This window comes from Flavobacterium sp. 123 (assembly GCF_003634825.1).
In the GTDB taxonomy this organism is placed as follows: Bacteria; Bacteroidota; Bacteroidia; order Flavobacteriales; family Flavobacteriaceae; genus Flavobacterium.
The window spans coordinates 1,882,175-1,897,204 of the sequence record NZ_RBXD01000001.1 but is presented as its reverse complement, the minus strand read 5'-3'; the positions used below and the strand labels follow the sequence as shown (position 1 = coordinate 1,897,204).

Annotated in this window: 6 protein-coding genes; 2 read left to right on the top strand and 4 right to left on the bottom strand. The window is 31.8% G+C overall.

Annotated features, from left to right (window positions below; all coding sequences use genetic code 11):
- Nucleotides 1–183 precede the first annotated feature (183 nt).
- Both C8C88_RS08185 and C8C88_RS08180 read right to left on the bottom strand, forming a co-directional pair.
- Nucleotides 184–1,635, bottom strand: coding sequence for a RagB/SusD family nutrient uptake outer membrane protein (locus tag C8C88_RS08185; RefSeq protein WP_233549322.1), 1,452 nt, complete (start codon nucleotides 1,633–1,635; stop codon nucleotides 184–186).
- A gap of 26 nt (nucleotides 1,636–1,661) precedes the next feature.
- Nucleotides 1,662–4,652: a TonB-dependent receptor gene (locus C8C88_RS08180; protein ID WP_121337630.1), complete on the bottom strand. Its 2,991-nt coding sequence runs from the start codon at nucleotides 4,650–4,652 to the stop codon at nucleotides 1,662–1,664.
- Nucleotides 4,653–4,999: 347 nt separating this feature from the next.
- On the opposite strand from C8C88_RS08180, the gene C8C88_RS08175 reads away from it, so the two are divergent.
- Nucleotides 5,000–7,861, top strand: coding sequence for a triple tyrosine motif-containing protein (locus C8C88_RS08175; RefSeq protein ID WP_121337629.1), 2,862 nt, complete (start codon nucleotides 5,000–5,002; stop codon nucleotides 7,859–7,861).
- A gap of 57 nt (nucleotides 7,862–7,918) precedes the next feature.
- Here C8C88_RS08175 and murF read toward each other — a convergent pair whose 3' ends face one another.
- Together murF and gldJ are read right to left on the bottom strand one after the other, a co-directional pair.
- Nucleotides 7,919–9,199, bottom strand: coding sequence for a UDP-N-acetylmuramoyl-tripeptide--D-alanyl-D-alanine ligase (murF, locus tag C8C88_RS08170; RefSeq protein WP_121337628.1), 1,281 nt, complete (start codon nucleotides 9,197–9,199; stop codon nucleotides 7,919–7,921).
- A gap of 68 nt (nucleotides 9,200–9,267) precedes the next feature.
- Nucleotides 9,268–10,953 (bottom strand): gliding motility lipoprotein GldJ, encoded by a 1,686-nt coding sequence (gene gldJ, locus C8C88_RS08165; protein ID WP_121337627.1) that lies wholly within the window; start codon nucleotides 10,951–10,953, stop codon nucleotides 9,268–9,270.
- A 208-nt stretch (nucleotides 10,954–11,161) separates the two neighbouring features.
- Between gldJ and porU the strand changes: the two genes are divergently transcribed.
- Entirely contained in the window at nucleotides 11,162–14,992 is a 3,831-nt protein-coding gene (porU, locus tag C8C88_RS08160; protein ID WP_121337626.1) for a type IX secretion system sortase PorU, read from the top strand.
- Nucleotides 14,993–15,030 lie beyond the last annotated feature (38 nt).

Genomic DNA, 15,030 nt, shown 5'->3' with positions numbered 1-15,030 from the left:
AAATACATATATAACATAAGTTATTCTAACTGATGCTGTATATGTATAAGTAACATTTTCATTTTATCTTTTTAATTTCTTTGTTAAGAGTTTATAAAAGTTGTAATTATAAAATTAAGCTCAGGACTTTTGGATAGTCCCGAGCTTATTTTAACATCTTAAATTAAAATGCTTGCTTTAAAATTAATATCCAGGATTTTGAGTTAATAGCGTATTCGCATCTAATTTATCTTGAGGAATAGGCCACAAAAGTCTATTTTGATTAATATTGGATGCAAAAGGTAGAACGTTTCCATTACCATCTTTTTGTTGAGATAATAATTGAATAGCTTTTCCCATTCTTTTTAAATCAAACCAACGATCCCCTTCGAAAGCTAATTCCATTAATCTTTCTTCAAGAACTTTATCTATTGCATCAGATTGACTTGAAGCACTAATTGTAGCAATTCCTGCTCTAGTTCTAACTTGATTTACTAAAGACATGGCTCCAGAAACGTCACCAGTACTTGCCAAAGCTTCTGCTTTCAATAATAAAATATCTGCTAAACGAGCAATATAGTAGTTTTGGTTACCATTAGTATCTCTCATTTTATAAGCAAATGGATAGCCTGTTGAAGACCAATAAGCGTCAGCCCAACCCACATTTTCTCTTGTTACAGTAGATGCTAATCGTTGTGTATCGCCATTGTTCGCAAAAGCTTGAATTAAAGTATGAGAAGGAGCATTGAATTTTTTCCAATCTGTTCCTAAAAACATAAAAGTATCCCAAGCTCCAATTGGGCTACCCCATCCGTCACCATTTACTTCCCAAATTGATTCCGCATTTCCTTCATGAGCACTATCAAAAAGATGATCAAAAGTTGGCAAAAGTGTATAACCACCGCCTATAACCACATCGCAGTATTGATTTACTTTTGCCCAATCAGGATTTGGCATCGTAGCATATACTTTTGCAAGAAGTGCATTGGCCGCCATTTTATTTGCTTTAAATTTATTAGAAGCATCTGGCGCTTTGTCGATTGCAACTAAACAATCAGCAATAATTTGCGCATAAACTTCAGCGACTGGTTTTCTTGCTGGGAATAATGCATCGAATGCTGCGTCAAAATTGGCGCTCGAAATTGAAAAGATTGCTTCTTTTGCAATTGGGCAATCACCCCATAATTGAACTGCTTGAAAATGATTCAGAGCTCTAATTAATGAAGCCTCACCAATCATTTCGTTTTTACGAGTTGCACTTAAATCTGTAGCTTGATCAACATAATTAATCACAATATTACAAGTGTTTATGTTGTTGTAAATATCATTCCAATCGCCTTTCATTTGCGAATTAGTAGACAACATTTCATAGGTTTCATATTGAAAAATAGCAGGATTATCTGCACCCATATATGCGTTATCAGATTGACCGTCACCAACCAAGAAGAAATCCAATTGCCAATAACCAGAACCAAAAGTTCCATACACTGCATTCATTCTAGATTCAGCAGCAGCGGCATCTTTTATTACAATATCACTATTTAGGGAAGTAGCTTCTTCCGTTATAGGTTCTGTATCTAAATAATCCGAACAGGATGTTAAAAATAACATCATCAATGCCGTGAATATTTTTAAATAATTTTTAACTAATTTCATAATTATATCGTATTTATATTTTAGTATTAAAAATTGGCTTTTACTCCAAAAATAAATGTTTTAACTTGAGGATATGTTCCTAAATCAATTCCTTGACCAATTCCTGTAGCATTATTAAAAGCTCCAACTTCTGGATCAAAACCTTTATAATTAGTTATAGTGTATAGGTTTTGCCCAGTTACATATACTTTTATTGTGTTTAATTTCAATTTTTCCAATTTAAATTGATATCCTAGTGTAACAGCTTTCAATCGTATGTATGAACCATCTTCTACAAAACGGTCAGAAACATGTAAAGCATTTGAGTCATTAGCTTTTGGAACATCTGTAATTTGACCTGAAGTAGTCCATCTGTTTAAAACTTCTGTAGATTGATTGTTATAATTATTCATCAACGTTAAATCCATTCTTGAAGCATTGAAAATATCTCCTCCTTGTGAACCCGTAATTAAAGCATCTAAACTAAATCCTTTGTAGCTAAAATCATTGCTGAAACCAAATGTGTATTTTGGATTAGGATTTCCTATGTTCGTTCTATCATCAGTAGTAACTTTTCCATCTCCATTAATATCTTTATATAATAATGTACCTGTGGTAGGATCTACTTTGTCCACTTTATAACCGTAAAATGTTCCTAAAGAACTTCCCTCAGTTAATAGAATTACACTTTCTCCAACAGAAGTTAAATTTTGAAATGGTAATTTTTTAAGTAAACCTAGTTTAACTACTTTGTTCTCATTAAAGGAAATATTAAAACTAGAATTCCATTTAAAGTCACCTGTTAAATTTCTTGTATTCAAACCTAATTCCAATCCTTTGTTTTCAATTTCTCCAGCATTATAATAATATGGCACTGTGAAACCTGGGAAATTAACTATCTGAAGCAAGTCCTTTGTGTTTTTTTTATAAACGTCCGCTACAAATTTTATTCTATTATCAAAAATTCCAAAATCTAACCCTAAGTTAATATCAGTCGTTGTTTCCCATTTCAAATCAGGATTCCCAATTTGATCTAAGGTTGTAGCATTTGTCAAAGGATTAGTATAATTCAAATCAAAACTTGAATATGCTGGCAATCCTGATAAATTACCTGTTTTACCCCAACCACCTCTAAGTTTTAATTCACTAATCGTACTTGAATCTTTCAAGAAATTTTCATTAGAAATAATCCAAGCTGCAGAAACTGCTGGAAAAAATCCCCATTTATGATTCGCAGCTAATTGAGAGGCACCGCTTTCTCTAAATACACCATTCAAAATGTATTTATTTTTAAGAGTATAAGTTGCTCTTCCAAAATAAGATAAACTTCTTACCTCGTTTTCTCTATTTTCGAAAGATTGATTTTTGGCAGCATCAAAATCATAATTGGTTTGGTCAACAGAAAACCCATTTCCAGAATTTGAATCTCTTGTATATTTATTTTTCTGCATTGACACACCGCCTAATACGCTTAATTCTGAATCATCAAATTTCAATGAATAGTTTAAAGTGTTTTCAAAATTCCAATTGTTATTGTTCACTACAGTATTACTTCCTCTCCCTTTGTCAGAATCAGGATTGTTATCACCATTTCGTCCCCAAACATTACTAAATGGGTCAACAAACTGAACGTTATCTGATCGTGTCAAATCAAAAGATGCCATTGGCTTCCAAACCAAATTTTTCAAAATATTGACATCAAAACTAATACTACTCAAATATCTATTTACCTCCGTTGTGTTTTTTCTTGATAATAATGAAACTGGATTTTCCCAGCCTGATTGATATGGATTTTCAGCATATTGACCATCTTTATATCCATCTTTATAAGACCCATCCGTATTTGTTTCTCTAACATTTAATTGAGAACCCCAAATAGGCAAAAATGAAGGCGTTACTAATGCACTCATTACTGCACCACCTTGTCCTACACTATTATTATCACTAATATAAGAACCATCCGATTGAATAACATTCAAACTTACATCAGCTTTCAACCAAGAATAAAGATTGGCATTCATATTTATTTTTCCAGAAAATCTATTATATTTTGATGGATTTATTATACCCTCGGTTACTTGGTATCCTAATGCTCCATAAAATTTTATTTTATCTGTACCTCCTGCATATGAAAAATTATAATTTTGATCAATACCAGTTCTCAAAATTTTATCTTGCCAATTCGTATTTATTCCTGCATATTTAGGATCATTTGCAGTTGTTAAGTAACTTGGATTAATTTCGTTTATCAAAGTTTTATAATCTGTTAGATTTAAAACATCTACATTGCTAACTGCTTTTGATAAACCTAAATAAGAACTAAATTGAAAATCATTTTTATATGATTTCCCTTTTTTAGTAGTAATGATTACAACACCTGTTGAACCATTAACACCATAAATAGCAGTGGCAGTGGCATCTTTTAGAATTGATAAATCCACAATATCTTCTGTATTTAAACCAGAAATGTCTTTGGTCTGAATTCCATCAACAACATATAAAGGTGAGTTTTCAGAATTTATGGAACTAAGTCCTCTAATCCTTACATCAAAACTTGCTCCTGGTTTCCCTGAAGTTTGAACAACATTTACACCTGTAGCATTACCTTGTATAGCTTGAGCAACGGATGAAATTGGGCGATTTTCAAACACATCCGACTTAACGGTAGAAACTGCATTTGTTAAATTTTTCCTCTTCTGAGTTCCATACCCTACATTGACCACAACCTCTTGCAAGGATTGCGTTTCGGTATGAAGTCTAACATTAATATCAGTTCTTCCATTAATAGACTCCTGAATCGAAGTATATCCCACATAACTAAATACTAAAGTACCGCTTGAAGCAGCCTTTATCACATAATTTCCATCGCTATCCGAAGACGTTGCTTTGGTAGTCCCTCTAATTGAAATGGTTACACCAGGAATGGGTAATCCGCTCTCGTCTATTACTTTTCCTTTTATGGAAACATCTTGTGCTTGCCCATAAACGGAGAATAGAACAGATAAAAAACAAAAAATAAGTAATTTTGATAATTTCATTTTTCTAAAATTTTGGTTAACTATTTAGTAATTTGACGCAATAATATAATTATATTTTGATTTTTGTGATTAAAAACTCACTACAAAAACACATCAAACTTTATTTTAAAGCACAACAAAAACTTATCAAATAATTTTTATAATATTGATTTACAATATTTTAAAAATTAAATTATGTTATAAACGAAAACGTTTTATAAAAAAAGAAACACTACATTTCTAAAAAACAATTAATTTAGCTTTTGAAATAAATTTTCAATCAAAAAAAGTAAGAAATTAGCCAACTTTCATTTGAAAAGAAGCTGTTTTTCACTTATAAATCAGACTATTCTACTTTGAATTAAATTATGAGTCAAATAAAATTAAACACTCTCTTATTTCTATTATTTGTAACATCCCTTTTGGGTCAAGTCAAAAACATTGGACTTCCTGAAATCAGAAATTTCAAAAGAACTGATTATAAAGGAGGCACTCAAAACTGGAATATTGACCAAGATAAAAATGGGAATTTATATTTTGCCAACAACAATGGCTTATTCCAATTTGATGGAGCAACATGGCGGAAATTTCCTTTACCAAACTCCCCTGATACGCGATGTTTAAAAATTGACCCCTCAGGGAAAATTTTTATTGGTGGATATAGCGAATTTGGATACTATAAAACAAATTCAAAAGGCAAACTAGAATATGTTTCGTTATCAAAACTGGTAAACAAGAAAAAAATAATTGATTTTATATGGAAAATACACCTTTTTAAAAACGAAGTTATTTTTCAATCATTTGCTAGAATTTACATATACAAAAACAACAAACTAAAGATAGTTGAGGCTCCTAATCGATTCCAATTTTCTTTTCAGGTAAAAAACCGTCTCTATCTTCAGGATATTTCTGCTGGAATTGTAGAATATAAAAATGGTAAACTATATCCATTAAAAGGCACCGAAATATTTAACAATACTGAAATTTGGGGAATGTTTCCTTTACCTGAAAACAAGCTACTTATAGCTACATTAAACAAAGGGCTTTTTGTTTACACTACTGAAAAGGCAATCCCTTGGGATACTGAGGCAAATACTTTTATCAAAAAGAACAGTTCATTAGGAGGTGTAACAATCAAAAACAAATTCATCGTATTAAACTCTGTACTGAATGGAATCATTATTTGTGACAACAATGGAAAAATAATCCAACATATCAATCATAAAAAAGGCCTTCAGAACAATACTGTTCTTACCTCTTTCTTGGACAACAAAAACAATCTCTGGTTAGGTCTTGATAACGGGATTGCTTTTATAAATGAAAATTCGCCTTTTACTTACTTTGGTTTTAGTTATGATTTAAGCACTGTTTACGCATCAGTTATACATAATGGCAATTTATATGTAGCCACTAATCAAGGCGTTTTTTATCACACATGGAAGACTCCTTTTAGAGAAGATAATTTTTCTTTAGTCGAAGGAACAACAGGGCAAGCATGGAACATACAGGTAATTGACGGACAATTGATTTGCGGAAATAATAACGGAGCTTTAATAATTGAAGGCAATCGTTCCGTTAAAACGCTAGACACGAGAGGCTACTTTGGATTCAAAAAAATACCAAACCACCCCAATCACATCATTGGTTCTAATTATAATGGTTTTGCCATTTTTGAAAAATCAGCAAATGGTTTAAAATTTCTAAATCAAATAAGTGGTTTTGACAAACCGTCGAGCTCTTTTGAGATTGACAAATCCTATTTATGGTTAAAAAAAGATGATTTGATTTACCAAATGACTATTTCAGATGATTTAAAAAAATTCCAAATAATCAAAACATACCCAAATCTATCCAATTCAATCAAAGGTATTGGTAGCATTCAAACTTTAAACAATGTTGTTTATTTTCAATCGCAAAACCATTTCTATAGATACTCTCAAGAACAGGATTTGTTTTTTGAAGACAAAAAAATGACTGAATTATTTAAAAATATCCCGAAAGTATTTGCTTTATCACAAGATTCTACAGGCAACATATGGTATATCTTCAAGGAATCACTAGGAGTCTTATTAAAAACTAGCAATGGAAAATATACAAATAGCATTGCTCCTTTTTCAAGCTTAACTGGCAATTTAGTCAATAATTACATGTCTGTTAATACTATCGGTCCAAAGAACATTTTTATTGGATTAACCGATGGATTAGCCCATTATGATTCTCAGCTTTCGAATAATTCTGCTACAAAGCCCGTTGCATTTATCCGAAGTTTTTCATATCCAGGAGAAACATTGATGTTTGGTAATAGCAAAAATACACTTGAAATACCAAAAATCCCATACAAATCAAACCGAGTAAAGTTCACTTTTTCTTCTCCAAGTTATGAAAACTTAGACAATATTGAATTTTCATATCAATTAGAAGGATTTGATGACAAGTGGAGTAACTGGTCTCCAATCTCAATTAAAGAATATACTAACTTACGTGAAGGTGATTACAAAATGAATTTAAAAGTAAGAAACAGCTACGGAATTCAATCTGAAATCACGCAAGTCCCATTTACAATTTCGCCTCCTTGGTACAGACATTTTATTGCTTATTTTTTCTATATCATATTAATTATTGCCACAACTCATTTTATTAGAAATAGAATAAAAACCAAAATAAGAAAAAATAAGTATTACGAAACCATAGAACAAAGAAGGCTTTATCTTGAAAAAGAATCAAAAATCAGACAAGAGCAATATGATTTAGAAAAAGAAATCGAACGATTAAAAAATGACAAGCTTCAAATAAAAATTTTATCAAAAGACAAAGAGCTAGTTAACAATACTTTACAAGTAGTTAAGAAAAATAAAATCTTAAATGGAATTATCCATAAACTAAAAGATATTAATGTAGATTCATTAGACGAATCAACAAAATTTCAATTTAACAAATTAAACAAAAGCATTGTAAAAGAGGTTAATACAGACAAAAGTTGGAAAGATTTAGAGAAACACATTAAGAATGTTCACTTTGAATTTTTAAAGCGATTGAAAGAAAAACATCCTACAATTTCTCCCCGCGAATTAGATTTATCGACTTACTTATTAATGAATATGTCTACAAAAGAAATCGCAGAAATTATGAATATATCTGGCGGTGGAGTTGAGTTAGCGCGCTACCGACTTCGAAAAAAATTAGGCCTTAATAAGAAAGAAAATCTAATTGGCTTTTTGATGAGTATATAAAAAACAAAAAAGGCATGAATAAATTCATGCCTTTTTTATAATAACAATTTAGTGTTTTTAAAGAAACTCTAAGGTTCTTTCTAATGCCATTCCCCTTGAGCCTTTTATCAAAATAATACTATTATCCATTTTATTTTCTTTGAGATAATTAGAAAAATCGTCAAAGGTTTTATAAAAAAAGAAGTTATTTTTGTCCATTTTATTTGCAAAAAAAGCAGCCCCAATAAAGTAACAAATTGTTTCTTCTTTTAGGAGAGAGGAGATTAATGCTTTATGCTCAAAATCACTTTCTTCACCTAACTCAAACATATCGCCTAAAATCATGACTTTATTCGGGTTTTCAAGTTGAATAAAGTTCGCTATTGCCACCGCCATACTACTTGGGTTTGCATTATAAGCATCTAAAATAATTTCGTTTGTTCCTCTTGTCAAAAGCTGGGATCTATTATTTTCAGGTATATAGCTCTCTAAAGCATCTTTAATATCTAAATCGGCTACATTAAAATATTTACCAATTGTAAGTGCTGCGTTTATATTATTTGAGTTATATAAGCCAATTAAATGGGTTGAAATATTTAGATTATTATATTCGATACTCACAAAAGGATTTGCTTTCACTGCAGTAATATTTACGTTTGCATCGGCTTTATTTACGCCAAATGTAAACGATTTTAACTTCTTGGATTTTTCAACTTGTATTGGATCTTCTAAATTTATAAAAGCTAAGTTGTCCTTTTCCGAAAGGTAATTATACATTTCACTTTTCCCTTCAATAACTCCTTCAACACCACCAAAACCTTCTAAATGAGCTTTACCAAAATTAGTTATGTATCCAAAATCAGGTGTAGCTAATCCACATAGAAATTCGATTTCTTTTTTATGATTGGCACCCATTTCTACAATCCCGATTTCGGTATCTGAACCAAACGAAAGTAAGGTCAATGGAACTCCAATATGGTTGTTCAGATTCCCTTTCGTTGCTTTTGTTTTATATTTTTTGGAGAGTACAACATGAATCAACTCTTTAGTTGTTGTTTTACCATTACTACCCGTTAACGCAATTATCGGTATTTTTAAATACGCTCTATGGAATTTAGCCAACTCCTGCAAAGCAATTAAACTATTCTCAACAAGTATAGTTCTTTGATCAATATAATACTCATCATTGTCAATTATAACATAGGAAGCGCCTTTTTGCAGTGCTTCATTAGCAAAAGTATTCGCATCAAAATTTTCCCCTTTTATGGCAACAAATAATGATTCTGATTCTATTTTCCGAGTATCAATAGAAATTGATTTACATTTTAAAAATAAACTATGAATGTGTGAAATATCCATAAGAAACGGTTTAAAAAAATAAAAGCCCTAACTAATGAAAGGGCTTCTATATAAGTTATATAAAAAATTTAATTTCTTGCTGATTTTCTTTTATCAGATTTAGCTCCTAATCTAGACATTGCACATCTAAATCCAATATAATCAGTAGCCATATCTTGCGGGAAGTATCTTCTTTGCGCTGGATCCAACCAATACGCTCTATCTCTCCAAGATCCACCTTTGTAAACTCTTACTTCGTCATTAATCAAAGTAGTTCTTTTGTTTGACTTATCGTATTTTCTAACCATTCTTCCTAAACTATCAGTTGTTACGTTATGTTTAGGAGAGTTATACATGATTTTTTCTTGTTTTTGCTTCTCTGTTTCAGATTCAGAAGATCCAAAATCAAAATATCTTGTAGATTGTTTATCACCATCTCTGTAATTGATGTTATTACTCTTATCGAAATTTTGTCTTAAATAAGTTTCTTGTTCATCAACAGGAACTTTAGCAATTTGACCTGGAAAGTTTCTAGCAACAATTTTACCATTACTTAGGGTATCATATTTCATGTTGTCTTTAGTAACAATTTCGATTTTACCATCCTCGCCAATTTTATTTTTAGTGTATAAATTTCCTCTGAAATAATTGAAATCATTAGCTTCATTATCGATGATAGGTCTGTAAACATCCGCAACCCATTCCGCTACGTTACCAGCCATATCATATAATCCAAAATCATTTGCTGGATATTTTTTCACAGCATTAGTGATATCTGCACCGTCATCAGACCATCCAGCTATTCCACCATAATCACCATTTCCTTGTTTGAAATTAGCCAATTGATCTCCTCTGTTTTGTCTTTTACCAGAACGAGTATAACTACCAGACCAAGGATATTTTTTCTGTCCTTTATAGATGTTATATTCTCTTTGACCAACGTCTGCTGCAGCTGCATATTCCCATTCTGCTTCAGTAGGCAATCTATATTCAGGTAAGATAATTCCAGAAGAACGTTGTGCATAAATATTTTTTTGCTCAATCACTTTTCCGTCTTTACCAGCTTTAGGCGCTTTTTTACCTCCTTTTTTACCTTTAAGAACAATTTCTTCATTTCCACCATAAGCTAATGTTGGTGAATTCAAATAGGTCTCAGTATCAAAGTTACTTTCTGCTGTAACATCTAGTGTTTTAGCATTCTTTTTAAGGTAACCGTTTTTCTCTAAAAGCGCTTCATTAACACGTTGTGTTCTCCAATTGCTAAATTCAACTGCTTGAATCCAATTAACACCTACAACAGGATAATCAGCATAAGACGGGTGTCTCAAGTAATTATTTGTCATAGTTTCATTGTATCCTAATCTGTTTCTCCAAACTAAAGTATCTGGCGAAGCTCCTTCATAAATTTTCTTGTAATTATCATCTGTAGGTGGATATACTTTTTTCAACCAATCTAAGTATTCAAGATACATAAAATTAGTAACTTCAGTTTCATCCATATAAAAAGACTGAACGTGTTGTTGAGTTGGAGTATTATTCCAATCATGCATAACATCGTCTTGAACTTTACCCATAGTAAAAGTCCCTCCCTCTACAAAGACTAAACCTGGGCCAGCTTCTTGCTTTTTATTTGCTCCAGCTTTCTTGCTATCTACATTCCATCCAGTTGCTCTTGAGGCATTTTTCGAACTGGATTTTTTGCTACAACTTGCTAAACCTACAATCAACATCATTGATAACATCAATCGTAAGGTCATAATCTTGTTTACTTTCATACTTTTTTGGTAGGTGAAATTGGTGTCGCAATATAATAATTAACAATTAACCGTAGCGACATTTTTTTTAATAAATTTTCATTCCTTGGTTTAACCCATAATTATATAACACAAACGCAAATTTATAATATTTATTATTTACTATTACACTAAATAATTTATTTTTACCATCCATACTAATTTGACTTCAATAGCGTTTTAAAAAACAATGAAAAAAACACTGCTGGTTTATTTAATCTTATTCCCTTTTGTTTCTTTTGCTCAAATTAATGGCAGCATCACTATTGAATGGCTTGAAAAAAAAGAGATCTCTTTTGGCAATTACTCCATAAACATCCCTCAGTTTTCAGGGAATAATTATCACTTTGACTCTGCCGAAAAAACTCTTTTTTACACTCTTGAAATAAAAGGATCGAAATCAGTTAACGAGAATAACATTCAAATTAGCAACATAGTTTATGAACCAATTCAAGCATCCGAACTAGGCGATTTAAACATCCAAAATATTCCCAAAACCCCAAATCCGTTATTGCGAACAATCCTCTCAAGGGATATTCAACAATCCTTTCTAACTGTTTCTCCAATAATCAAAACTGATTTTGGATACCAACGAATAAAATCCTTTTCTTATACTATAAAAGAAAATACTGCTAAGACTTCTGAATCCAACAGAAACAAAAGCAGCTTATCAAATTCTGTTTTAGCAAGTGGTGAATGGTATCGTTTTTACATTGAAAAATCAGGTGTTTATAAAATATCGCGAGATTTTTTACAACAATTAGGTATTAATCCAACTAACATTGACCCTCGAAAAATAAAAATTTTCGGAAACGGTGGCCGAATGTTACCGCTAACGAACAGCAATTTCTACCCTTCTGATTTAGTAGAAAATGCTATCGAAATAGCTGGAGAAAGTGACGGCGTATTCAACAACGAAGACTTTATCCTTTTCTACGGAGAAGGCGTTGACACATGGAATGACGAAAGCCAAACCGTCAACAACTTATACGACACTAAATCCTATTATTATATAACCATTCAAGGCGAAGATGGAAAAAGAATTCTCGAAGCTACTCAACCTTCAGGAAATGCTTCTTTAAGCTTAACTTCTTTTGACACCTCTCAATATCATGAATTAGATCTTGAAAACATAGCACATTTAGGCCGTCAATGGTTTGGAGAAACATTCGATATAAATCAAGAGCAAGAATTTGAGTTTAATTTTCCAAATTTAGACCCAACAACACCTGTTAGATTAAGCCTAACAACAGCATCCGCAGCATATACGCCTACCGCATTTAAAATAAGTGCCAATGGACAGCAAGTAGGAACAATTCCATTTCAAGCAATGAATCCAAATTCAGATGTTGCCTTTTTTTTAGGCTCATTGCCAAACAACATTTCATTTACAGGAACCGAAAACATTAAAATAAAACTAAGTTATGACAACAATGGAGTTCCTGGCTCAAAAGGATATCTTGACTATATCAAACTCCTTGCAAAAAGCAAACTTCAAGGTTATGGCAAACAATTTCATTTTCAATATGATTTATCTAGCTCAAGCTCAGGAATTGTAGATTATAAAATAGCCAACGCATCCGGAATTTCTGAAATATGGGATGTGACAGATATTTATAATGCCACAAAAATTGAAAATGCAGATCAAAATTCATTTTCTTTCAAAGCAAATCTCGGCGAAGTACGAAAATACATTGCCATTGACAAATCAGATTATTACACACCATTAAAAGAAAGTAAAACTAAAATCAGCAATCAAAATTTAAAAGGCACACTTTTCAAAAATGAACAAGGAGAATTTCAAGATATTGATTATGTTATTATTTCGCCAGCTATACTTACAAATCAAGCCGAGAAATTAGCGAATTTTCATCGAACACATTCTAATTTGAATGTAAAAGTCATTAGTCTTGAATCTATTTATCAAGAATTTGCTTCTGGAAAACAAGATATTTCCGCCATTCGAAACTGCATCAAGTACATTTATGACAATGCATCTTCGCAAGAAAAAAGAATTAAATATATCAATCTCTTTGGAGACAGTTCTTATGATTTCAAAAACCGAATTCCTAACAACACTAACATCGTTCCTATATACCATTCTTTGATAAGCAACACCTCTGGCGAAGCTTCTTTTGCCTCAGATGACTTTTTCGGACTAATGGATGACAACGAAGGAAATATTAATTCGTTTTTTGGAGGAATTGACATTGCTGTTGGGCGAATGCTTGTGAACAACAACCTTCAAGCTGATGAAATGGTCAATAAAGTAATTGAATATAATGATTCAAAATCTTACGGAAGTTGGAGAAACAACATTACATTAATTAGCGATGATTCTGATATCAGCTCCGATGCCACTTTGCAAAGCAGACAAAATAATCTCGCTGATGTTATTACCGCTGAAAAACCTTTTTTAAACACCAACAAAATAATACTAGACTCTTATATTCAAGAAGCTTCGGCAGGTGGATTTAGATATCCAAAAGCTAGAACTGATTTTTTTAATGCTTTCGAAAAAGGAGCCTTAATTTTTAATTATTTGGGACACGGTGGCGAAGACGGATTATCTGCAGAACGAATCTGGGAAAAATCTGACGGAAAAAACTTAACCAACCAATACAAATATCCTTTATTTATAACAATCACCTGTGAATTCTCTCGTTTTGATAATCCATCCAGACCAACTGCGGGTGAATACACGTATTGGAATCCAAAAGGAGGTGCTATTGCAATGATTACAACCATTCGTTCCATTAATCAACTTAGCGCTGAAAATTTCAATGATTTGCTTGCAAAAAATTTATTATCCTACGGCACAAATCAATACACATCGATTGCCGAAGCATTACGTATTTCTAAAAACAGTAATCCAAACAGTTCTACTAATGTAATTTTTTACATTGGCGATCCCGCATTGATGTTAGCTATACCAAAACCAAAAGTAATACTGACAAAAGTAAATGACATCCCAATTTCGCAACCCATAGATGATTTCAAATCACTTTCAAAAATGAAATTATCAGGCGAAGTAACTGATGAAAACAACAATTTATTATCGAATTATACGGGCGAAATAGCCACAACAGTTTTTGATAAAACGGTTTCGAGAATAACCTTAAATAACGACGGACATAGCCCTGCAATCCCATTTACGGTTTTAGGAGAAACTATTTTCAGAGGAAATGCTTCTGTCACAAATGGACAATTTGAATTTAGTTTTGTAGTACCTAGAGATATCCAGATTCCTTTAGCAAACGGACGAATTAGCTTTTATGCTAAAAACAACCAACAATTAGAAAATCAAACAGGCTATAATAACTCGATAAAAATAGGTGGAATAAACGAAAATGCTACTGTGGACAATATAAGTCCAAGAGTTAAGTTATATATGAATAGTGAAAATTTTGTTTCTGGAGGAACAACGAATGCATCTCCTTATTTATTGGCTATTCTTGAAGATGAAAGTGGCATCAATACCGCTAGTGGCATTGGACATGATATTATAGCGATTTTAGACGGAGATAGTAATAACACATATGTATTAAATGATTATTATCAAACTAAACTAGATGATTATACTAACGGAACACTTCGGTTTCCATTACGAAATTTAGCTGCTGGTTTACACACATTATCATTCAAAGCTTGGGATGTTTACAACAATCCCATAACTGTAGAAATACAATTTGTTGTTGTAGGAAATGAAACATTAACATTGACACATGTTCTAAATTACCCCAATCCATTTGTCAATTATACCGAGTTTTGGTTTAATCACAACAGACCTTTTGAACCTTTAGAAGTTCAAGTACAGGTCATGACCATAACAGGCAAGGTCGTTTGGACAAAAAATCAAATAATTACAACGGAAGGTTTTCTATCAAAAGAAATCACTTGGGATGGCAAGGATGATTTTGGTGATAAAATTGGAAAAGGAGTTTACATTTATAAACTTACTGTTACATCAAGCCTGACGAATACAAAAAGCGAAAAGTTTGAAAAACTTGTAATCCTTTAATAATATAGTATATTTGTTAACGAAATATAATTATTTAA

Excerpts from the sequence above, each read along its gene's own strand:
- C8C88_RS08185 (WP_233549322.1), bottom strand. The coding sequence starts at position 1,635 with ATGAAATTAGTTAAAAATTATTTAAAAATATTCACGGCATTGATGATG.
- C8C88_RS08180 (WP_121337630.1), bottom strand. The coding sequence starts at position 4,652 with ATGAAATTATCAAAATTACTTATTTTTTGTTTTTTATCTGTTCTATTC.
- C8C88_RS08175 (WP_121337629.1), top strand. The coding sequence starts at position 5,000 with ATGAGTCAAATAAAATTAAACACTCTCTTATTTCTATTATTTGTAACA.
- murF (WP_121337628.1), bottom strand. The coding sequence starts at position 9,199 with ATGGATATTTCACACATTCATAGTTTATTTTTAAAATGTAAATCAATT.
- gldJ (WP_121337627.1), bottom strand. The coding sequence starts at position 10,953 with ATGAAAGTAAACAAGATTATGACCTTACGATTGATGTTATCAATGATG.
- porU (WP_121337626.1), top strand. The coding sequence starts at position 11,162 with ATGAAAAAAACACTGCTGGTTTATTTAATCTTATTCCCTTTTGTTTCT.